General features: G+C 70.1%; 18 protein-coding genes. 10 read left to right on the top strand and 8 right to left on the bottom strand.

Annotated features, from left to right (window positions below):
* Positions 1-3: 3 nt before the first annotated feature.
* Genes yidD through rpmH form a run of 3 tightly spaced genes read right to left on the bottom strand, consistent with a single transcriptional unit; the run spans position 4 to position 771 of the window.
* Entirely contained in the window at positions 4-237 is a 234-nt protein-coding gene (gene yidD / locus OJ997_RS28310) for a membrane protein insertion efficiency factor YidD (protein ID WP_270028684.1), read from the bottom strand.
* Complete coding sequence (rnpA, locus tag OJ997_RS28305; protein ID WP_270028683.1) at positions 234-617, bottom strand: ribonuclease P protein component; 384 nt, start codon at positions 615-617, stop codon at positions 234-236. The genes yidD and rnpA overlap by 4 nt, the downstream gene beginning before the upstream one ends.
* A 10-nt stretch (positions 618-627) precedes the next feature.
* On the bottom strand, positions 628-771 hold the full coding sequence (rpmH, locus tag OJ997_RS28300; protein ID WP_270028682.1) for a 50S ribosomal protein L34: 144 nt from the start codon (positions 769-771) through the stop codon (positions 628-630).
* A 305-nt stretch (positions 772-1,076) separates the two neighbouring features.
* On the opposite strand from rpmH, the gene dnaA reads away from it, so the two are divergent.
* The 6 genes from dnaA (at position 1,077) to gyrA (ending at position 10,226) form a co-directional block, all read left to right on the top strand.
* The gene (gene dnaA, locus OJ997_RS28295; protein ID WP_270028681.1) at positions 1,077-2,414 is read left to right on the top strand and encodes a chromosomal replication initiator protein DnaA; all 1,338 of its coding nucleotides are present in this window, start codon (positions 1,077-1,079) and stop codon (positions 2,412-2,414) included.
* Between the two features lie 153 nt (positions 2,415-2,567).
* On the top strand, positions 2,568-3,665 hold the full coding sequence (gene dnaN, locus OJ997_RS28290; protein ID WP_270028680.1) for a DNA polymerase III subunit beta: 1,098 nt from the start codon (positions 2,568-2,570) through the stop codon (positions 3,663-3,665).
* Positions 3,662-4,762, top strand: coding sequence for a DNA replication/repair protein RecF (gene recF, locus OJ997_RS28285; protein WP_270028679.1), 1,101 nt, complete (start codon positions 3,662-3,664; stop codon positions 4,760-4,762). Before dnaN ends, recF begins: the two co-directional genes overlap by 4 nt.
* Complete coding sequence (locus OJ997_RS28280; protein WP_270028678.1) at positions 4,759-5,055, top strand: DciA family protein; 297 nt, start codon at positions 4,759-4,761, stop codon at positions 5,053-5,055. The genes recF and OJ997_RS28280 overlap by 4 nt, the downstream gene beginning before the upstream one ends.
* A gap of 180 nt (positions 5,056-5,235) precedes the next feature.
* Positions 5,236-7,623 (top strand): DNA topoisomerase (ATP-hydrolyzing) subunit B, encoded by a 2,388-nt coding sequence (gene gyrB, locus OJ997_RS28275; RefSeq protein ID WP_270028676.1) that lies wholly within the window; start codon positions 5,236-5,238, stop codon positions 7,621-7,623.
* Positions 7,624-7,637: 14 nt separating this feature from the next.
* Positions 7,638-10,226: a DNA gyrase subunit A gene (gene gyrA / locus OJ997_RS28270; RefSeq protein WP_270028675.1), complete on the top strand. Its 2,589-nt coding sequence runs from the start codon at positions 7,638-7,640 to the stop codon at positions 10,224-10,226.
* Positions 10,227-10,495: 269 nt separating this feature from the next.
* On the opposite strand, the gene OJ997_RS28265 is transcribed toward gyrA, so the two are convergent.
* From OJ997_RS28265 to OJ997_RS28245, 5 genes are all read right to left on the bottom strand, one after another.
* Entirely contained in the window at positions 10,496-11,992 is a 1,497-nt protein-coding gene (locus OJ997_RS28265; RefSeq protein ID WP_270028674.1) for a M48 family metallopeptidase, read from the bottom strand.
* Positions 11,993-12,037: 45 nt separating this feature from the next.
* The gene (locus OJ997_RS28260; protein ID WP_270028673.1) at positions 12,038-12,532 is read right to left on the bottom strand and encodes an HNH endonuclease; all 495 of its coding nucleotides are present in this window, start codon (positions 12,530-12,532) and stop codon (positions 12,038-12,040) included.
* Positions 12,533-12,678: 146 nt separating this feature from the next.
* A complete protein-coding gene (pheA, locus tag OJ997_RS28255) occupies positions 12,679-13,521 on the bottom strand; it encodes a prephenate dehydratase (RefSeq protein WP_270028672.1) in 843 nt (280 codons plus the stop codon).
* Positions 13,522-13,675: 154 nt separating this feature from the next.
* Positions 13,676-14,203: a DUF4446 family protein gene (locus tag OJ997_RS28250; protein ID WP_270028671.1), complete on the bottom strand. Its 528-nt coding sequence runs from the start codon at positions 14,201-14,203 to the stop codon at positions 13,676-13,678.
* A 10-nt stretch (positions 14,204-14,213) separates the two neighbouring features.
* A complete protein-coding gene (locus OJ997_RS28245) occupies positions 14,214-15,374 on the bottom strand; it encodes a hypothetical protein (RefSeq protein ID WP_270028670.1) in 1,161 nt (386 codons plus the stop codon).
* Between the two features lie 87 nt (positions 15,375-15,461).
* On the opposite strand from OJ997_RS28245, the gene OJ997_RS28240 reads away from it, so the two are divergent.
* The 4 genes from OJ997_RS28240 to OJ997_RS28225 are packed head-to-tail and all read left to right on the top strand — an operon-like array spanning position 15,462 to position 19,756.
* A complete protein-coding gene (locus tag OJ997_RS28240) occupies positions 15,462-17,111 on the top strand; it encodes a serine/threonine-protein kinase (RefSeq protein ID WP_270028669.1) in 1,650 nt (549 codons plus the stop codon).
* A gap of 57 nt (positions 17,112-17,168) precedes the next feature.
* A complete protein-coding gene (locus OJ997_RS28235; protein WP_270028668.1) occupies positions 17,169-17,927 on the top strand; it encodes an FHA domain-containing protein in 759 nt (252 codons plus the stop codon).
* A gap of 3 nt (positions 17,928-17,930) precedes the next feature.
* Positions 17,931-18,422 carry an FHA domain-containing protein gene (locus OJ997_RS28230; protein ID WP_270028667.1) on the top strand — a complete coding sequence of 164 codons (492 nt, stop codon included), beginning with the start codon at positions 17,931-17,933 and terminating at the stop codon, positions 18,420-18,422.
* The gene (locus OJ997_RS28225; RefSeq protein WP_270028665.1) at positions 18,422-19,756 is read left to right on the top strand and encodes a Stp1/IreP family PP2C-type Ser/Thr phosphatase; all 1,335 of its coding nucleotides are present in this window, start codon (positions 18,422-18,424) and stop codon (positions 19,754-19,756) included. The genes OJ997_RS28230 and OJ997_RS28225 overlap by 1 nt, the downstream gene beginning before the upstream one ends.
* The last annotated feature ends 1 nt before the right edge of the window (position 19,757 follow it).

Genomic DNA, 19,757 nt, shown 5'->3' with positions numbered 1-19,757 from the left:
GAGTTAGCTAACGGGAGAGGTGTCACGGACGGGCACGGGGTCGTAACCGCCGTGGCTAAACGGGTTGCAGCGCAGGAGACGCCACGCCGCGAGGGCGCCGCCCCTCAGGATGCCATAGCGCTGGATGGCTTGGACCGCGTACTGCGAACAAGTGGGGTGATACTTGCACCGGCGTGGAAACGCCGGCGAGATGAACCGCTGGTAGAAGCGAATCGGGCCGAGGGCCAGGACCTTCACGCGGACGTGCCGCCAAGGCCGTCCACGAGCTCCGCGAGCTGGAGGCGCACACCTTCGGTGCCCTCACGCTCGGCGAGGTCCTTCGCGTCCGGGCGCGCGACGACGACGTAGTCCGAGGTGGCCGGCAGCCGCTCGGCCTCTTGCCAGAACGCCTCGCGCAGCACGCGCTTGACCCGGTTGCGGTCGACGGCGCCGCCGACCTTGCGGGAGACGGACAGGCCCAGACGCGGCCCGTCCTGCTCCTCACGGCGCTCGTCCTCCTCGCGTGGGAACGCGTAGAGGACGAGAAAGCGGTTGCCCTTGGAACGACCCTGGCGATAGACGCGCTCGAACTCCGCGCTGCGGGACAACCTGCGGCGACGGGGGGCGCGATCGCGCAACGGTCTTGGGCTACTTGTCGCTGACGCTGAGCCGCTTGCGGCCCTTGTCGCGACGTCGCTTCAGGACGATGCGACCCGCTTTGGTGCTCATACGCTGACGAAACCCGTGGGTGCGGGCGCGCTTGCGCTTCTTGGGCTGATAGGTGCGCTTCACAGTTCGTGGACTCCTTAGCCGCGGGCCGGGATGGTTCGCGTGGCTCGGCGCAGCACCGAGCCGAGCACGCTGCGCGGCGGCGAAGAAGGATACAACGCCGAGCCCGTGCACAGGGCAATGCACATGCTGCGGACAGATGTGGACAACGTCCGCGTTCACATTCGTGCGCGATTTGCGGAGCCCTCCGGGGAAGGGGCGTATCGGGCTCCCGACCCTTTGCTATGTTCGCGCTCCGGCCGTCTCGCGGCCCCCTTTTCCAGCCTCATCCCCGTCCTCGGTCCCGCCGAGGAGGTTCTTCCGCGCCCGTGTCAGCCCTCGACTCCGCCACTGTCTGGCACCGCTTCCGCGGTGAGCTCCGCAAGGCGGTCAACGAGTCCACCTGGCACATCTGGCTCGAGCGCATGGGCTTCCGGGAGATCGACGGGACGACGATCGTCCTCGAGGCGCCCGACGATGTCCGCTCGTGGGCGCAGACCCGGTTCGGCCGCGTCCTCACCGCCTGCGCGGAGACCGTGCTCGGGCCCGGGGCAACGGTCCGGATCGCCGACCCCGAAGAGGCGCCGCCCGCGACGCCGGCCGCCCCGACCCCCCGCGTGCAGGCGCCCGCGTCGCAGCAGCTGAACCCGCGCCTGACCTTCGACCAGTTCGTCATCGGCGAGAGCAACCGGCTCGCGCACGCGGCCGCCCTGGCCGTGGCCGAGACCCCGGGCCTCGCCTACAACCCGCTGTTCATCTGCGGGCCACCCGGCCTCGGCAAGACCCACCTGCTGCACTCGATCGCGAACTACGTCCACGACCACGGCGGCGGCATGACCGCCCGCTACACGACGGCCGAGGCGTTCACCGACCACTTCGTCGCCGCGATCCAGGGCGGGGACATGGAGGCCTTCAAAGGCGCGTACCGCGGCGTCGACGTCCTGCTCGTCGACGACGTCCAGTTCCTGGCCCAGAAGGCGAAGACCGAGCAGGAGTTCTTCCACACCTTCAACGTCCTGCACCAGGCCGGCGCCCAGCTCGTCCTCACCTCCGACCGGCTCCCGCGCGATATGGACGCGCTCGAGGACCGGCTGCGCGAGCGCTTCGAGGCCGGGCTCGTGTGCGACGTCCGGCCGGCCGACCACGCCACGCGCCTGACGATCCTGCGCAAGCGGGTCGCGCAGGATGACGTCGGCGAGGTCGACCCGGCCGCGCTGGACCTGATCGCCGACCGCGTGGACGCGAACATCCGCGCGCTCGAGGGCGCGCTCATCCGCGTGGTCGCCTTCGGCTCGCTCACAGGCCGGCCGGTCACCGCCGAGCTCGCCCGCGAGGTTCTCGCGGGCCTCTACCCCGAGCTGACCAAGAAGAAGGCGATCCCGACCATCCAGGAGATCCAGGAACAGGCGTGTGAGGCGTTCGGCGTCTCGATGGACGCCCTGCTCTCCTCGAGCCGGACCCAGCCCGCCGCACTCGCCCGCCAGGTCGCCATGTACCTCGCGCGCGAGCTGACCGGCGCCACGCTGCCGACGATCGGACGCGCGTTCGGGAACCGCAACCACACCACCGTCCTGCACGCCTGCCGCCGCACCACGGAGCGGATGGCGTCCGACCGCGAGGCCTACGAGGCTGTGCACAACCTGCTCCGGTCACTGGGTGGTCACTGATGCGGTCCGGCACTCCTGACAGACTTCGACAGTTCATGCACAGGCCACGTCCGCTCTGGAGCGGGCTTCGTCAGGCTTGTGCACACACTGAACAGCCTCGATGACCACTGAACTGATTCATCACCCGATCTCGACGCGTAAGGCGGCAGCCGAATGAAGATCACCACCCGGCGCGACGCGCTTTTCGCCCAGCTGCAGACGGTCACGCGCGCCGCATCCACGCGCAGCGCCGTCCAGGCGCTGTCCGGCGTTCAGCTCCTCGCCACCAAGGACGGGATCGAGCTGCGCGCGACCGACATGGAGATCGGCCTGCGCGTGCCGCTCGAAGGCGAAGTCGTCCGCGAAGGCTCCCTGGTGCTCCCGGCCCGCCTGGTCGTGGACGTCGTCCGCGCCCTGCCCGGCAAGGAGGTCTCGCTCGAGCTGCGGCCCGTCGAGCAGGACGTCGAGATCCTCGGCGGCACCGCCTCGTTCCACATCCGCACGCTGCGGCTGGAGGACTTCCCGCCGTTCCCGGAGGTCGACGGCGACGTCGTCGAGGTTCCGGGCGCCGCGTTCGTCAGCACCGTGAACATGGTCGCCCGCTCGGCGTCACGCGACGAGACGCGCCCGGTGCTCACCGGCATCCTCGTCTCGGCCGCGGGCGACGAGCTGCGGATGGTCGCGACCGACTCCTACCGGCTCTCGGTCAAGGAGACCAAGCTCGAAGCGCCGCTGGCCGGCAGCTTCGAGGCCAACGTGCCGGCTCGTGCGCTGCAGGAGCTCACGCGCATCGTCCAGCACGAGAACGCGGAGATCCTCAACGTCTCCGTGCGCGCCAACCAGGTCGTGTTCGCGGCCGGCGGCATCGTGCTGTCCTCGCGGCTGATCGACGGCCAGTTTCCGAACTACCGCCAGCTGCTGCCCGACACGTACGAGCACGAGCTGCGCCTTGCCGGTGGCGAGGTCGGCGAGGTCGTCCGGCGCATCTCGCTGCTGGCGCAGAAGAACGCGCCGCTGCGGCTCGCGTTCACCGAGGGCGAGCTGACGGTGTCGGCCCGCACGCCGGACGTCGGCGAGGCGCGCGAGACGATCCCCGTCCCGTTCGCCGGCGAGCCGCTGGAGATCGGGTTCAACCCGGAGTTCCTGCGCGACGGCCTGGACGCCATCGACGGTGACGTGATCATCAAGCTCATCTCGCCGCTGCGCCCCGGCCTCCTCGATGACGGTGCCGGGTTCCAGTACCTCCTGATGCCAATCCGCCTCAACGTTTGATCCTGACCGGGCTTAGCCTCCGAGACTTCCGCACATACACCGCTGCGGAAGTCCGGCTGGGCCCGGGACTCACCGTCATCACCGGCCGCAACGGCGCCGGGAAGACGAACCTGCTGGAGGCGATCTACTTCGCCTGCACCGCCCGCTCGTGCCGGACGTCGAACGAGCGCGAGGTCGTCCGCTTCGGCGCGGAGCTGACGCGGCTGGAGCTCACGAGCGAGGACGGGCTCGGCCGCCACGAGGTGACGGTCGGCTTCAAGCCCGGGGAGGCCAAGCGGCTGAAGGCCGACGGCGCGCCGGTGGAGAACCTCGTCGGCACCGGCGCGCGGCCGCTCGTCTCGGTCTTCCTGCCCGACCGGCTGGAGCTTGTGCTCGGCGCCCCGGCGCTGCGTCGCGCCCACCTGGACCAGGTCGTCGCGGCGCTCTGGCCCTCGCGTGCGGGCACGCGTCGCTCCTATAGCGCCGCCCTGGCGCAGCGCAACGCGCTGCTCGCCAGCATCCGCGCCGGCCGCGCGTCACGGGCCTCGCTGCCGGCCTGGGACGCGGAGCTCGCCCGCCACGGCGTGGCGCTGATGGCCGATCGCGCCGCCACCGTCGACAGGCTTCGCCCTCGTTATGCACAGCATGCACAGGCGCTGGGCCTCGAGGGCGTGGTCGAGCTGCGCTTCAAGCCGCGGTCGTCGGCCGACACCGCGGAGGCGCTGGCCGCCGAGCTCGCCGAGCGCGTGGACTCCGACCTCGAACGCGGCTTCACCGGCCACGGGCCGCACCGCGACGACCTCGGGTTCAAGCGCGAAGGGCGTGAGCTGCGGTCCTACGGCTCGCGCGGTCAGCAGCGCCTCGGCCTGCTCGCGCTGCTGCTCGCCGAGCGCGAGGAGCTGGCCGCCGAGCACGGGGCCGCTCCGCTGATCCTGCTCGACGACGTGATGTCGGAGCTGGACGCGACCCGCCGCGGCCGTCTGGTGGACCTCCTGCGCCGCGAGGGGCAGGCTGTGATCACGACCACCGAGCTCGAGCACGTGCCCGGCGGGGAGGAGCCCGACGTGACCCGCATCGAGATCGTCGACGGCGAGATTCGATCCGAGCTCCCGGTGTGAGGCGCCGGCGAAGCCCACGCCCGATCTCGTTCGCGCTCGACGTGGTCGGCGATCGGCTCGAGCCGGCGACGCTGCTGGCCAAGATCCAGCGCCACTGGCCCGCGGTCGCCGGGGCGTTCGCGAACACGTGTGAACCGCGCTACGAACGCGACGGAGAGCTCGTCGTGGCGTGTGACAGCTCGGTCCAGGCGAACGAGCTCCAGCTGATGTCGGAGCTCGTCGTGGAGCGTCTGAACGCGGCGCTCGGGCAGCCCGCGATCACCCGACTCAAAGCTCAGGCGAACCGCTCCTAAGTCTTGACAAACCGGAATCGTGTGGTACGCGCGCGCGTCGTTATTTCGATCCCGGTGGACTGCTAATATTTGCCGCAACGATTGGCCACGCCCCGGCCTCGGACGCACTGTCCGGCCGGGGCGTCGCTTGTGTGTGGACGAAGGAGACCCTTGAGCACCGGCGATCCCCAGAACGGCAATATGCAGCCCGGCTACGACGCCCAGGACATCACCGTCCTGGAGGGTCTCGAAGCCGTTCGCAAGCGGCCGGGCATGTACATCGGCTCGACCGGTGTCCGTGGTCTGCATCACCTCGTGTATGAGGTTGTGGACAACTCGGTCGACGAGGCGCTGGCCGGCTACTGCGACACGGTCACGGTCACCATCCACCCGGACAACTCCGTCACCGTCACGGACAACGGGCGCGGCATCCCGGTCGCGAAGATGGAGAAGGAGGGCAAGTCCGCCCTCGAGGTCGTGCTCACCGTCCTGCACGCCGGCGGCAAGTTCGGCGAGGGTGGCGGCTACAAGGTCTCCGGCGGTCTGCACGGCGTGGGTGTGTCCGTCGTCAACGCGCTGTCGGACGAGCTCAACGTCACCGTCATGCGCGACGGCTACGCCTGGCGCCAGACCTACGTCCGCGGCTTCCCGCAGGCGGAGCTCGTGCAGGGCGAGGCGACGGAGGAGACCGGCACCACCATCCACTTCCGTCCCGACGGCGACGTCTTCGAGACGCTGGAGATGGACTACGGCACCCTCGAGCAGCGCCTGCGCGAGACCGCCTTCCTCACCCGCGGCCTCCGGATCACGATCACGGACGAGCGCGGCGAGGAGAAGAAGAGCCGCGAGTTCTTCGCCGAGGGCGGCATCGAGGACTTCGTCCACTACATCAACGAAAACAAGGACCCGGCGGGCAAGGTCATCTTCTTCGAGGGTGAGGACGACCGCAACGGCGCCGTCGAGGTCGCGCTCCAGTGGAACGGCACCTACCAGGAGTCGGTGTTCTCGTTCGCGAACAACATCAACACCCATGAGGGCGGCTCGCACCTGTCGGGCTTCCGCTCCGCGCTCACCGGCACGCTGAACCGCTACGCGCGCAGCTCCGGCCTGCTCAAGGACAAGGACAAGGCGCTCGAGGGCGAGGACATCCGCGAGGGCCTGGCCGCGGTCATCTCGGCCAAGCTCGAGGAGCCGCAGTTCGAGGGCCAGACGAAGACCAAGCTCGGCAACCCGGGCATGCAGGGCTTCGTCGCCTCCGTCGTGAACGCGAAGCTGGCCGAGTTCCTCGAGGAGAACCCGAAGGAAGCCGACCGGATCGTCCGCAAGGCCGTCGACGCCTCCCGCGCTCGCGCCGCGGCCCGCAAGGCCCGCGAGTCCGTCCGCAAGTCCGCGCTGGGCGGCATGGGCCTCCCGGGCAAGCTCGCCGACTGCATGGTCAAGGAGCCGGAGATCGCCGAGCTCTTCATCGTGGAGGGCGACTCCGCCGGCGGCTCGGCCAAGCAGGGGCGAGACCGCTCCACGCAGGCCGTCCTCCCGCTGCGCGGCAAGATCCTCAACGTCGAGAAGGCGCGCATCGACAAGGTCCTCCAGAACACGGAGATCCAGGCGATGATCACCGCGTTCGGCACCGGCGTGCGTGACGAGTTCGACATCAGCAAGCTCCGGTACCACAAGATCATCCTGATGACGGACGCCGACGTCGATGGCGCCCACATCCGGACGCTCATCCTCACGCTGCTGTTCCGTGAGATGCAGGATCTGGTCGAGGCCGGCCACATCTACATCGCCAAGCCGCCGCTGTACAAGGTCACGCAGGGCAAGCAGGACCGCTACATCGAGAAGGACTCCGAGCTGGAGGCGATCCTGCTCAACGACAAGCTCGAGAAGTTCGAGATCGCCGACAACGAGGGCCGCGCCTTCAAGCTCACGGACGTGCGCTGGCAGCGCTACTCGCGCCTGCTCAAGCAGTACGAGGGCTGGTCGTCGGCGCTGAGGGCCGAGCACGGCCACGAGGTCGTGCAGTTCCTGGAGGAGTCGCAGATCCTCGACAACGAGATCCGCACCCCCGAGGCGCTGCTCGAGCTGCTGGGCCGCGAGGTCATCGAGACCGACCCGTTCTTCACCGAGCTCATCTCGCAGGACGAGAACCTCATCCGCGTGAAGGCGACGGAGCGCCGGTCCAACCTGGCCCGCACGCATCGCCTGCGAACGTCGATGTTCACGGCCAACGAGTACCGCCAGCTGCTGCGCGTGCACATCGACCTGCTCAAGCTCGCCGGCGCACCGCCGTTCAGCGTCAAGCTCGGCAACGAGACCGACGAGGCCGCCTCCTTCGAGGAGCTGCGCCGCGCCGTGATGACCGTGGCGGCCAAGGGCGTCAAGCTGCAGCGCTTCAAGGGCCTCGGCGAGATGAACGCCGAGCAGCTCGCCGACACCACGATGAACCCGACCTCGCGGACGCTCGCGCAGGTCACGATGGACGACGCCGCCGCGGCCGACCGCCTCTTCACGATGCTGATGGGCGACAAGGTCGAGCCACGCCGCGAGTTCATCGAGGAAAACGCCCGCGTCGCCACCCTCGACGTCTAGCTCCCAGGTAAAGCATGTCGACCACCATTCAGTCCGGAAACGTCGAGCCCCGCGGGCTCGAGGAGGAGATGCGCTCCTCCTACCTCGACTACGCGATGTCCGTCATCGTCGGGCGCGCGCTGCCCGACGTCCGTGACGGCCTGAAGCCCGTCCACCGCCGCGCGCTGTTCTCGATGCACGAGAACGGCCTGCAGCCGAACCGCCCGTACGTGAAGTCGGCCCGCATCGTCGGCGACGTCATGGGCAAGTACCACCCGCACGGCGACTCGGCGATCTACGACACGATCGTCCGCATGGCGCAGGACTTCTCCCTGCGCTACCCGCTCGTCGACGGCCAGGGCAACTTCGGCTCGGTCGACGACGACCCGGCCGCGGCCATGCGGTACACCGAGGCGCGGCTGGCGCCGATCGCGCGCGAGCTGCTGCGCGACCTGGACGCCGACACCGTCGACTTCGGCCCGAACTACGACGGCTCCGAGCAGGAGCCGCTCGTCCTGCCGGCGCGGTTCCCGAACCTGCTCGTCAACGGCTCGTCCGGCATCGCCGTCGGCATGGCGACGAACATCCCGCCGCACAATCTCAAAGAGACGATCGCGGCGACCATCGCGTTCATCGACAACCCGGACATCGACACGACCGGGCTGATGCAGCACATCAAGGGCCCGGACTTCCCCACCGGCGGCGTCATCCTCGGCCTCAGCGGGATCCGCGACGCGTACGAGACCGGCCGCGGCCGTGTCCGTGTCCGCGCGACCGCGCACTACGAGCAGATCCGCGGCAACCGCGAGGCGATCGTCGTCACCGAGCTGCCGTTCATGGTCAAGAAGGGCGGCGACGGCGGCGTCATCCGCAAGATCGCCGAGCTGGTCGCGGAGAAGAAGCTCACCGAGATCTCCGACGTCCAGGACCATTCGGACCGCAACGGCATGCGGGTCGTGATCGAGCTCAAGCGCGACGCGAACCCGAAGGTCGTGCTCAACAAGCTCTACAAGCACACGCCGATGCAGACCACGTTCGGCGTGAACATGGTCTCGCTCGTCGAGAACGTGCCGCGCCTGCTGGGCCTGAAGGACGTCATCAAGTACTACGTCCGCCACCAGCGCGAGGTCATCGTGCGGCGGGCCAAGCACGAGCTGAAGGGCCTGGAGCGCCGCGTCCACGTGCTCGAGGGCTTGCTGATCGCCCTCGATCACATCGACGCGATCATCGCCCTCATCCGCTCCTCGCGGGACCGCGACACTGCGCGCACGGGCCTGATGGAGCGCTTCGAGCTCTCCTACGTGCAGGCCCAGGCCATCCTCGAGCTCCGTCTGCAGCAGCTCACCGGCCTCGAGGCCGACACGCTGCGCCAGGAGCACTCGGACAAGATGGAGCGCATCCGCGAGCTCAAGGAGCTGCTCGGCAACGAGGACATGGTCCTCGAGCTGATCAAGACCGAGCTCACGGAGATCTCCGACCGCTACGGCGACGAGCGCCGCACGAAGATCGCCCCGTCCGAGGACGACATCGACATCGAGGACCTGATCGCCGACCAGCAGATGGTCATCTCGATCACGAACACGGGCTACATCAAGTCCCTGCCGCTCGCCACCTACCGCGCCCAGCGGCGCGGCGGCGTCGGGATCATCGGCATGGACATGAAGGACGAGGACTTCATCGAGCACCTGTTCGTGTCCTCGACCCACGACTACCTGCTGTTCTTCACGAACCGCGGCAAGGTCTACCGGTCCAAGGTCTACGACCTGCCCGAGATGAGCCGCACCTCCAAGGGCCGCTTCCTCGGCAACGTGCTGCCGCTCCGCGAGGGCGAGCGGGTCCAGTCGGTGCTGGCGACGCGGGACTTCTCGGAAGCCCCGTACATCATGTTCGCCACCCGCAACGGCACGGTGAAGAAGACCGCGTTCCAGGCGTACAACACGCCGATCCGCGCCGACGGCATCATCGCCATCAACATCCGCGAGGACGACGAGCTCGTCGCCGTGCGGCGCGTGGACGAGGAAGACGAGATCCTGATCGTCTCGCACGCCGGCCTCGCGGTGCGCTTCAAGGAGTCGGACGCCCGCGCGATGGGCCGCGACACCAGCGGCGTCCGCGGCATGGACGTCGCCGACAAGGACAACTACGTCCTGGCGATGGACGTCGCGCGCCCCGGCCAGGACTTGCTCGTCGTGACCGAGGGTGGCTACGGCAAGCGGACGTCCGTGGACGAGTACCGGCTCACGTCGCGTGGCGCCAAGGGCGTCAAGACGATCACGTTCACGGAGACCAAGGGCCTGCTCGCCGGTGCCCTGGTGGTCCGCGAGCACGAGGAGCTCGTCTTCATCTCCCAGAACGGCATGGTCCAGCGGACCTCGGTGCGCGGCATCAACCGCTACGGCCGGGCCTCTCAGGGCGTGAAGGTGATGAACCTCCGCGCCGGCGACAGCGTGTCCGCCGTCGCGCTGGTCGTGGAGAGCGAGTCGTCCACCACCGCCGCGGTGCCGGACGAGGAGCTGCCGATCCAGATCGACGTCGAGGAGGGTGGCGCGGAGCCGTCCGAGCCGGTCAGTGAGGACACTCCGGAGACCCCGTCGGACGACCAGGATGGTCAGGAGACGACCTAACCGTCGTTTTCCGTCGGCTGGTTCTGTACTCTTCGAATCACCAGAGAAAGGGGGTGGTCCGAAGTTGAGTGACAGTTCTTGTGGGACCCTGGAGGTGCCCGGCCGCTAGACCAGCCGGCGCTGGACCCCGCGTTTAGCGGAATCCACACCGGTGCACCGCCGTAGTCGATGCCAGGAGTAGTCCCTCTGGCCGCTAGAAAGTTCGGCGACGGCAGAAGTCCAGCAGGTTGTTCGCGAGGCCCCCGTTTGTCGACGGGGGCCTCGTCCTTTTAAGCGGTGGCCGTTTGGCGCGCGCCGACGCCGAGCGGCAGGTCGGTGACGCCGAGCCCGGCCACCTGCGCCCGCCACGCGTCCGCGGTCAGCTTCCCGTCGCGCAGCGCGTGGACGGTCTGCATCGGCACGAACGCGTGCTCGCCGCGCACGGCTCTGACCGGTTCGGCCGGCGGGGCGTGCAGGTCCCACCCGTGCGCGTGGAGCGTGGCCAGGACCGCGTCGCCGAGCACCGAGGTCAGCACGTGCTCGGCGTACGGCTGCTGGTCCGTGTCGCGGTCCACCAGCTCGTAGGCCGTCGCCGGCACCGTCTCGAGCGTCTCGGGGACGGTCCCGATCGTCGCGCCCTCGAGGAAGTCGGCGAACTGCTCCGCGTTGGCGCGGGCCCGCGCGCCGTACACTTCGACGCCGACGTCGTCCCAGCTCACGGACGTGAACTCGGCCGCCTGCTCGCCGATCAGGTCCTCCAGGACGTCGCGCTCGAGCGTCTCCGGGTCGGCGAGCAGCGCCACGGCCGGCGGCGAGTGGTCGGGCTCACCCGCGGGCAGCGAGTCGACCGCCGCGATCCGCTCCGCGAGGGACGGATGCGAGTCGTACGGGTCGGTCTTGCGCTTCAGCGACTCCTCGACGAACGCGTCGCGTGAGTCGCGGACCTCCTCGTCGGCCATGAAGCGCATGAAGCCCTCGGCGATCGGTGGCCGGCGCCCGGCCTCCAGCACGGCGACGACCTCCTGCTGCCAGTAGGCGTCGAACGCGGCGGCCTGGCCACGGACCTTGCGCAGCGCGGAGCAGTGCACATCGCGCCCGACCCGTTCGACGGCGCAGCGGTCCGCGGCGAACTCCTCCCGGCGCGAGATCGCCGACGTGATCCGCATGAACGCCTTCCCGTACCAGATGAACGGGAGCCGGACGAGCCGTTGCGTCCACGACTCGCTGCCGTCCTCGTCGCTGAGCTGGTCGATCGTCCGGCCGATCGTGGCGCGCGTGCGCCAGATGAACGGGCCGGCCTTCAGGTCGCCGCCGCGGTAGTGCCCGAACTCGTGGGCGATCACGCCGCGCAGCTCCCGCTCGGTCAAGGCCTGGACCAGCGAGAGGCCGACCACCAGCACGCGCCGTCCGCCCTTGGCCTGCGTCACCGCCGCGTTGACCCCGAGCTCCACGAAGACATCGTCGGGCATCGGCTCGTCGCCGGCCTCGGCCTCCTCGCGGATGAGCCGCATCAGGTCCGGCGCCGTCGCGTCGGTGAGCTTGACGCCGGGTGGCACGAACTGGCTGCGCCGCGGCACGATCGCGTACAGGATCGATCCGCCGAGGAAGAACGCGGTGATCGTGAGGAAGATGTTGCCCGTGCCGTTCGCCCAGCCGATGATCGGGCCGGCGATCAGCCCGACGCCGATGACGAGGGCAAGCACGTAGAACGCGATCGTCAGCGCGATCGCGGCGGCGATACGACCCGCGAGAGAAGGCCCCGCGGCAGGTGAGGGTGTCGAAGCCATTGCACGCGCTCTAGTTCCCCAGAGCGCGTGGCACTACGCCGGAATTCAGGCGGCTTGGGGCAAGTACTGCCGCCAGGTCGCCGGGATGGTCGGCGACGCGAGCTGGATGAAGATGTGGGCGCCCGGGGTGTGCGGCTTGGTCCGCGGGTGCATGTGGATCTGGTGCGGCAGGCGGTCGGCCTTGCGGCGGTTGCACGGCGCGCAGGCCGCGACGATGTTGTCCCAGCCGGACCCGCCGCCCTTGGAGCGGGGGATCACATGGTCGACCGTCAGGCTCGTGCGGGCGCCGCAGTACTGGCACATCCAGCCGTCGCGGGCGAACACGGCGCGGCGCGTGATCTTGCGCTTGTGCGAGTCCCGCGGGATCCGCACGTAGGTGACCAGGCGGATGACGACCGGGCGCGGCAGCGAGCCGGTGGCCCAGTGCAGGTCGACCGTGCCGACCTCGACGACTTCGGCCTTGTCCTTCAGCAGAAGGACCGTGGCACGCCGCACCGTGCACACGTTGATGGGCTCGTACGTAGCGTTGAGCACCAGCACACGACCACCGCTCCAACGGCTTGGCGAGCCGTCGGTATCAGGTCCGCGCCGCTGGTGGTCATCAGGCGGCACGGACCCCAGTGGGCCTGGGGGGACGGCTGTAGCCATCTGCTGCGGGAGTGTAGCGGTCCTTCCGGACCGCGAAGTCACGTCCCGAACGAGCCGAGGACTCGAACCACCTCGGCGTGCTTATGGAGATCTGCGACGGCGCTCTCCACGGCGGGCGTGCCCGTCGAGCCTTCGAGATCGAGGAAGAACATGTACTCGCCCATCTTCCGGCGCAACGGACGCGACTCGATCCGCACGAGGTTCACGCCCGCGAAGGCGAACACGGCCAGGCAGGAGACGAGCCACCCGGGTGAGGCTGAGCCGGCGCCCCAGAAGATCAACATCGTCTTCCCGGGACCGTCCGGCGGTGGTGCCGGGGCGGCTTCCGCGCGGGCGAGCCAGCCGAACCGCGTGGCGTTGCCGGGATCGTCCTCGAGGTCCTCGGCCAGCATCAACGCGCCGTAGTGCCGGGCGGCGAGCCGCGGCCCGATCGCGACGCGCGTGCCGGTCGTGTCCGTCGCGACCTCGCGCACGGCGTCGGCGGTCGACACCGCGGGCACGACCCGGGCGTGGGGCAGGTTCGTCGCGATCCAGGTCTGGCACTGCCCGAGCGCCTGCGGGTGCGAGAGGACGACGGTCACCTCGTCGAACGCGAGCTCGCGGCCGGCCGCCAGGCAGTACGAGACCGGGTGCACGACCTCGCCGATGATCGCCACGTCGTGCGCCTCGAGCGCGAGGCAGTCCAGCACGGGGTCCACGCCGCCTTCGAGCGCGTTCTCGATCGGCACGAGCGCCCGCTCGAAGCGGCCCTCCTGCACGGACATCACGACGTCCCGCAGCGTCGGCAGCGGCACGCCTTCGAGAGCTGGCGCCGCCGCGGTCAAGGCTTCGTCGCTGACCGTGCCTGGCGGCCCCAGGTAGGCAACTCTCAAGAGCGGCACCCAGCCCAAGTACGACGCATTCTCGCGAGCCCCGCCCGCCGCTGCCGGCACCCCGCGGCCGGACACGTACCACCAGTATGCGACCGGCCACGATGCACCGGCAGCGACGACCGTTGCAGTCGCGAGCGATGCGCCGTACTTGTGCCGGGCACCGCTAGTGCGTCTCCAACATCACGGAGCCGACCTCGCCGGCGAGCGCGAGGCGTATGGCCTCTTCTTCCTCGGGTGAGAGCTGGTGCTCGCCGCGGCCGCCGTGCACCTGCTTGCAGTACAGGCGGGCCGAGTCACGGTGCACGATCGACGACATCACGACGCCATTGTGATCGGCGTCGAGCAGGGCGAGCGTGGTGGACTGGTGGCCGGACATCTCGTTGTACGCGTCATAGCGCACCAGGGCGCGGTAGGCGATCGAGCCGTCCAGGCGATCCTCGGCCGCCGCCATCCGCTCCGCGAGGTGCTCGGACACCTCGTCGACGCGGGCATGCAGCGCGGAGAAGGCGCGCTGCAGCTCGCTCGCGTGGGCGATGAGGTCCTGCTGGCCGTGCTCGCCGAGCACCAGCCGCTGGGCCGCTCGCAGCTTCCGGAACCGGAGGCTCAGGACGAGCAGCCAGACCAACGCCACCACCGCGACCCCCGCGGCGGCGAGCGCGACGATGCCTGGCCCGTCCGAGAACTCCGACACGGCTCGGAGGCTACCCCTGGCTGAAGATCGCGGGGTACGTCGCCTTGTTGTTGTCGGTCTTCTCCTCGCCCGGGACCTTGGCGACGGTGACCGTGATGGTGAGCGCGGTGTCGGCCGCCGGCTCCTTGGTGAGCGGCAGGGACACCGTGACCTTCTCCTGCGGGGAGATCTTGGGCACGGTCTCCTTCAGCGTGATCGTGCCGCCGCCGCCGCTCGTGCGAGCGATCTTCAGCGTCACGTCGACGTTGAACTCCTCGTTCTCGCCCTGGTTGGTGAACGAGACCGTGAACGGCTGGTCGGCCGTGTAGACCATCCGGTTCGGCGTGCCGGGTTGCAGGTTCACGTTGCCGTACGAGGTGCCGTTGAGCCCCGAGCCGTGCAGGCCGGGCCCGGTGGGCTCGTCGCTCGCGGTGTTGCCTTCGCCGTCACCGCCGTCCGTGGACAGCGTCTTGCCGAGCTTGGAGGCCACGAACGTGGGCGACACCCAGGAGATGTCACGCATGAACTGCGAGTTCGCCCGCGTCTGCCCGCCGATGCCCGAGCTCTTGAGCGCGTCGTCGATGAAGCGCTGCACGCGTGCCTGGTACAGGACGTCCGAGGCGTCGAACGACCGGTTCTGACCGGCGATGGCCTCGATCGCGTCGTTGGCGACCTGACCCTCGTCGCCCAGCGCGGGCTGGATCTTCGCCGCGATCGCCTCCAGTCCGTCCCGGCGCAGCTCGAGCGCGATCAGCAGCGACTGCTGCGCGTCCGTCATGTCCCCGGGGACCTTGAGCTCCTGCGCCTGCTTGAGCGAGCCGTCGGCCGAGCTCTTCATCGCGATGATCCGCTGGTAAAGGTCGTTCGGCGACCCGGAGCCGGCCTCGCTGAGGGCCTTGAACAGCGAGTCGCCGGTCTGCTGCGACGCCGTCGCGATGTTCGCGACCTGCCGGTTGTAGTCCTTGAGCGCGGCTTCATGCCGGTTGCTGTTGCACGACTTCACGATGAAGAACAGCGCGAACAGCAGGAACGCGCCGGCAACCACCGCCACGATGCGGCGCACGAGCAGCGCCTGGGCATCGGGAGCGCCGCCAGAGCCGGAAGGCCGGGCGGAGCGGGGACGGACACGCGCCTGGGTGCGTGTACGCGAGGTGGTGCGAGTGGGCTCGTCGTCCTCGTCGAAGAAGGACAAAGTAGGGGTCTCCTCAGCGGCGGCTGGTTGTCCCAGGATGACAGGGGTATCGGAGGGAAGTACGCCTTTGCGGCGAAATCGCCTGCAATGGAGATCACGGATGAGCTCCCGGCGACGTTCGCGGCCGACCTCGTCCTGAACCGCTACCGGCTCGGCCAGCGCCTGGGCGCCGGCGGGTTCGGGACGGTCTACGCCGCGACGGACGAGCGGCTCCAGCGTGCCGTCGCGGTCAAGGTGATCCCGTCGGGCGGACACGGTGATCCGGTCCGGGCCCAGCGCGAGGCGCTCGCCGCCGGCCGCCTCGACCACCCCGGGATCGTCGCGATCTTCGACGCCGGGCAGGACCAGCAGGCGCGGTACCTGGTCTCCGAGCTGATCTACGGGCGCACCGTCGACGACCTCAGCGCCGACGGCCTGTTGAGCGACCGCGACGTGCTGCGGATCGGCCTGGCGCTGTGCGGCGCGCTCAGCCACGCGCACGAGCGCGGCGTCGTGCACCGCGACGTCAAGCCGCAGAACGTGCTCATCCCGGACGCGCCCCGCTCCGCGGCGGGGGTCGCCAAGCTCGCCGACTTCGGGGTCGCGCACCTCGCGGGCGACGAGCCGCTCACGCGAACCGGGGACGTCGTCGGCACGCTGGCGTACATGGCACCCGAGCAGGCCGAGGGCAAGCGGATCGACCATCGCTGCGACCTCTACAGCCTCGCGCTCGTGCTCTACGAGGCGCTCGCGGGCGTCAACCCCGTGCGCGCCGGCTCCCCCGCCGCGACCGCGAAGCGCCTCGGCAGCGTCCTGCCGCCGCTCAAGCGCGCCCGCAAGGACCTCCCGCCCGAGCTGTGCGCCGCGATCGATCGCGCGCTCCGGCCCAAGCCCGCCGAGCGCGGCACGCTCGACGAGCTGGCCGACGAGCTCGCCGCGGCGCTCAACGAGGTCTCCGACGAGGGCGGGACCGTCGCCCGTCACCCGCTCGAGGGTGAAGCGCCGCCGCTGCCCCGCGGCCTCGCGCGCGGGCTCGCCGCCGCCGCGGCCGGTGGGCTGTCCGCACTCGCGCTCGCCTGGGCCGAGCAGCCCGCGCTCGGCGCCCTGGCCGCGGTGCTCGCCGTCGCGCTCTTCCCGCGCCTCGGCTGGCTCGTGGTCGCGGCCGTGACGATCGGCGCGGTCTCGGTCGAGCAGCCCGGCGCCGCGGTGCTCGCCGTCTGCGCGCTCGCCCCGGTCCCACTGCTCCTCCGTCACCACGGGATGACGTGGACGCTGCCCGCCGCCGCGCCGCTGCTCGGTGTGGCGACCGTCGCGCTCGCCTATCCCGCGCTGGCGGGCCGGGCCCGCGGCTGGTTCACGCGCGCCGCGCTCGGCGCGCTGGGCGCCTGGTGGACGCTGCTCGCGGCCCCGCTGGTCGCCCGCGACCTCTTCACCGGCACCCCCACGGCCACGCCGGCCACGGCCGACGACGCGGTGGACCGGGTGCTCGCGCCGATCTTCGAGAGCGGCGCACTGCTGCACCTCGCCGTCTGGGCGGTCGCCGCGGCCGTCCTGCCCTGGATCGTCCGCGGCCGGTGGTTCGCGTTCGATCTCGTCGGCGCGTCCGCCTGGGCCGCCGCGCTGGGCGCCTCGACGATCGCCGTGACGGACGCGATCGGCGCTCCAGAGCCACGCAGCGTCATCCTCGCGAGCGTCCTTGCCGGGGCGGTGGCGGTGGCGATCCCACACGTCCGGCGGCCCGGGGTGGTGGAGCCGTGACGCCGAGGCGGATACTGTGCACCGGCAATCATGGCCTTCCCATCCGCGTAGCGGCGCATGAGCGTACTGCGCAACCTCGAATCCAAGCTCGCTGGGCTCGTCGAGGGCACGTTCTCGCGTGCCTTCAAGTCCGAGGTGCGGCCTGTGGAGATCGCGCGCAAGCTCACGAAGGAGATGGACGAGCACAAGGTGCAGTCCCTCTCGCGGGTCTACGCGCCGAACGAGTACGCGGTCTGGCTGTCCAAGCAGGACCGCCAGCAGTTCGAGGGCTACGAGGACGAGCTCGCCAGTGAGCTGTCCGGCTACCTGCTCGAGCACGCGCGCCGGGAGCGGATCGCGCTGATGACGAGCCCGCAGATCACGTTCCGGACCGACGACCGGCTGCGGCTCGGCGAGTTCGGCATCCAGGCGCGGCTCGTGAAGCCGCCCGCGCGCGAGCACGAGGCGCCCAGCCAGGGCGACGAAGGGCATACGCAGGTCTACTCGGCGTCCGCGCGGCTCTCCGAGCCCCTGCGCGAGCCGAACCCGCAGCGCGGCCACGCGGTCCTGCACGTCGAGCACGGCGGCACCGTCGAGCTGTCCGCGCGCGGCGCGGTGCTCGGCCGCAGCCGGGACTGCGAGGTCGTGCTCGACGACGCGAACGTCTCCCGGCGTCACGCCGAGGTGCGGCCGTCCGGAGGATCGTGGATCGTCAACGACCTGGGCTCCACGAACGGCATCAAGATCAACGGCCGCCGCGTCGATGGCCCGCAGTCGATCCGCTCCGGCGACGTGATCGAGCTCGGGACCTCACGCGTGACCTTCGAGCTGGAGTAGCGGATGGAGCTCGAACCGATCTCCGTCGCGCTCAAGTTCGGGTTCCTGGCCGTGCTGTACCTGTTCCTGCTGTGGGTCGCCCGCTCGGCCCTGAAGGACCTGCGGCGCGGCGCGGAACCGGCCTACAGCGGGCCCAGCGCGGACTACGACGAGGGCGCGACGGGCATGTACAGCGCGTCGACGCCGATGGCGCGGGACATCGGGCGACCGAAGCTGCGGGTCGACATCGCGGCGGGCTTGGCGGCCGGCTCCGCCTATGATCTCAGCGAGGGGGCGCTGCTCGGTCGTGGTGACCAAGCGGACATTCGCCTCGAGGACGGGTTCGCGTCTTCAAAGCATGCGCGGCTGACCCCGCAGGGAGATGTGATGGTCTTGGAGGATCTCGGGTCCACGAACGGCACGTATCTCAATGAGGAGCCGCTGCGCGGGCCTCAGCCTCTGCATGCCGGGGACAAGATCCGGATCGGCGACAGCGTCTTCTCCTACGAGCGGTGATGCTGCGAATCGCTGAGCATTGGCACGGGTCGGACCTCGGCCTCCAGCGCACGGGCAACGAAGACAACTACTTCGTGCGTGCGCCGTTGTTCGTCGTCGCCGACGGCATGGGCGGCGCCCAGGCCGGCGAGGTGGCCTCGGAGATGGCGGTCGAGTCGTTCGCCCCCGGGCTGCCCGACGGCGGCCCGCCCGGTGAGGGCCTCAAGCGCATCATCGAGGAGGCCAACCGCTCCATCCACGAGCGCTCCCGTACCCAGTCGGGTCGCCACGGGATGGGCACGACCGTGACCGCCGCGTACGTCGGCGAGCGCACCGTGACCGTCGCCCACGTCGGCGACTCGCGCTGCTACCTGCTGCGCGACGGCGAGCTGCGCCGGATCACGAAGGACCACTCGCTCGTGCAGGAGCTGATCGATCGCGAGAAGCTCACGGAGGAGCAGGCGGAGACGCACCCGCAGCGCTCCGTGATCACGCGCGCGCTCGGGCCGGAGCCCAGCGTGCAGGTCGACGTCTTCGAGGAGCCCGCCCACGCCGGCGACCTGTTCATGGTCTGCTCGGACGGCCTCACCGCGATGGTCCGCGAGCCCGAGCTCAAGGCGCTGCTGGCCGACTCCGAGCGCCCGCTCGCCGACCTCGGCCGGGCGCTGATCGCCGCCGCCAACGACGCCGGCGGGCGCGACAACATCACGATCATCCTCTTCCGGATCGAAGAGATCCCCGTGGGCGGCTCGTCGCTCGACCAGCCCACCGAGGCCTACGAGATCCCCAACGACGGGGACACGCACGAGTACCAGACGTTCACGGGCGAGGCGGTCGCCGAGCCGCGCCAGGGCGTGAGCCGCCCGACGGGCCACACGCGCACGGGCGACGAGGCCGTCGCCCGGGAGGCCGCGTACCGCGCCTCGGGCACCGTCGCGCTCTCCGCGGTGCGTCCGCGCGCGCAGCCGATCGATGAAGAGGAGGAGCGTCCGCACGCGCCTCCCCGCCGGGAGGAGGCGCCGCCCCGCAGGCGCCGTCGCTTCCGCCTGTTCTCGCCCGGGAAGCTGATCGTCCTGGGCTCGCTCTTCGGCCTGCTGGCCGCGTTCTGGCTCGCGACCCGACAGGTGTACTTCGTCGGCGTCGACAAGGCCGGTGGGGACGTCGTGACGCTCTACCACGGGTTGCCGTACGACCTCCCGCTCGGCATCGAGCTCTACCAGCCGGTTCGTCCATCGGGCGTGACGATCCAGAACGTCCCGCCCGCGCGGCGCTCGACCTTCACCGACCACAAGCTGCGGTCCAAGGACGACGCCGAAGCGCTGCTGAAGGCCCTCGAGGACGGCGAAATCTCCTGAT

Origin of the sequence: Solirubrobacter phytolaccae, from assembly GCF_027587195.1 — a bacterium.
Lineage (GTDB): Bacteria > Actinomycetota > Thermoleophilia > Solirubrobacterales > Solirubrobacteraceae > Solirubrobacter > Solirubrobacter phytolaccae.
Note: the sequence above shows the minus strand (reverse complement) of the source record. Positions and strands in the feature narration are given on the sequence as shown.

Excerpts from the sequence above, each read along its gene's own strand:
- OJ997_RS28265 (WP_270028674.1), bottom strand. The coding sequence starts at position 11,992 with ATGGCTTCGACACCCTCACCTGCCGCGGGGCCTTCTCTCGCGGGTCGT.
- gyrB (WP_270028676.1), top strand. The coding sequence starts at position 5,236 with ATGCAGCCCGGCTACGACGCCCAGGACATCACCGTCCTGGAGGGTCTC.
- OJ997_RS28240 (WP_270028669.1), top strand. The coding sequence starts at position 15,462 with ATGGAGATCACGGATGAGCTCCCGGCGACGTTCGCGGCCGACCTCGTC.
- OJ997_RS28230 (WP_270028667.1), top strand. The coding sequence starts at position 17,931 with ATGGAGCTCGAACCGATCTCCGTCGCGCTCAAGTTCGGGTTCCTGGCC.
- OJ997_RS28235 (WP_270028668.1), top strand. The coding sequence starts at position 17,169 with ATGAGCGTACTGCGCAACCTCGAATCCAAGCTCGCTGGGCTCGTCGAG.
- dnaN (WP_270028680.1), top strand. The coding sequence starts at position 2,568 with ATGAAGATCACCACCCGGCGCGACGCGCTTTTCGCCCAGCTGCAGACG.
- gyrA (WP_270028675.1), top strand. The coding sequence starts at position 7,638 with ATGTCGACCACCATTCAGTCCGGAAACGTCGAGCCCCGCGGGCTCGAG.
- OJ997_RS28225 (WP_270028665.1), top strand. The coding sequence starts at position 18,422 with ATGCTGCGAATCGCTGAGCATTGGCACGGGTCGGACCTCGGCCTCCAG.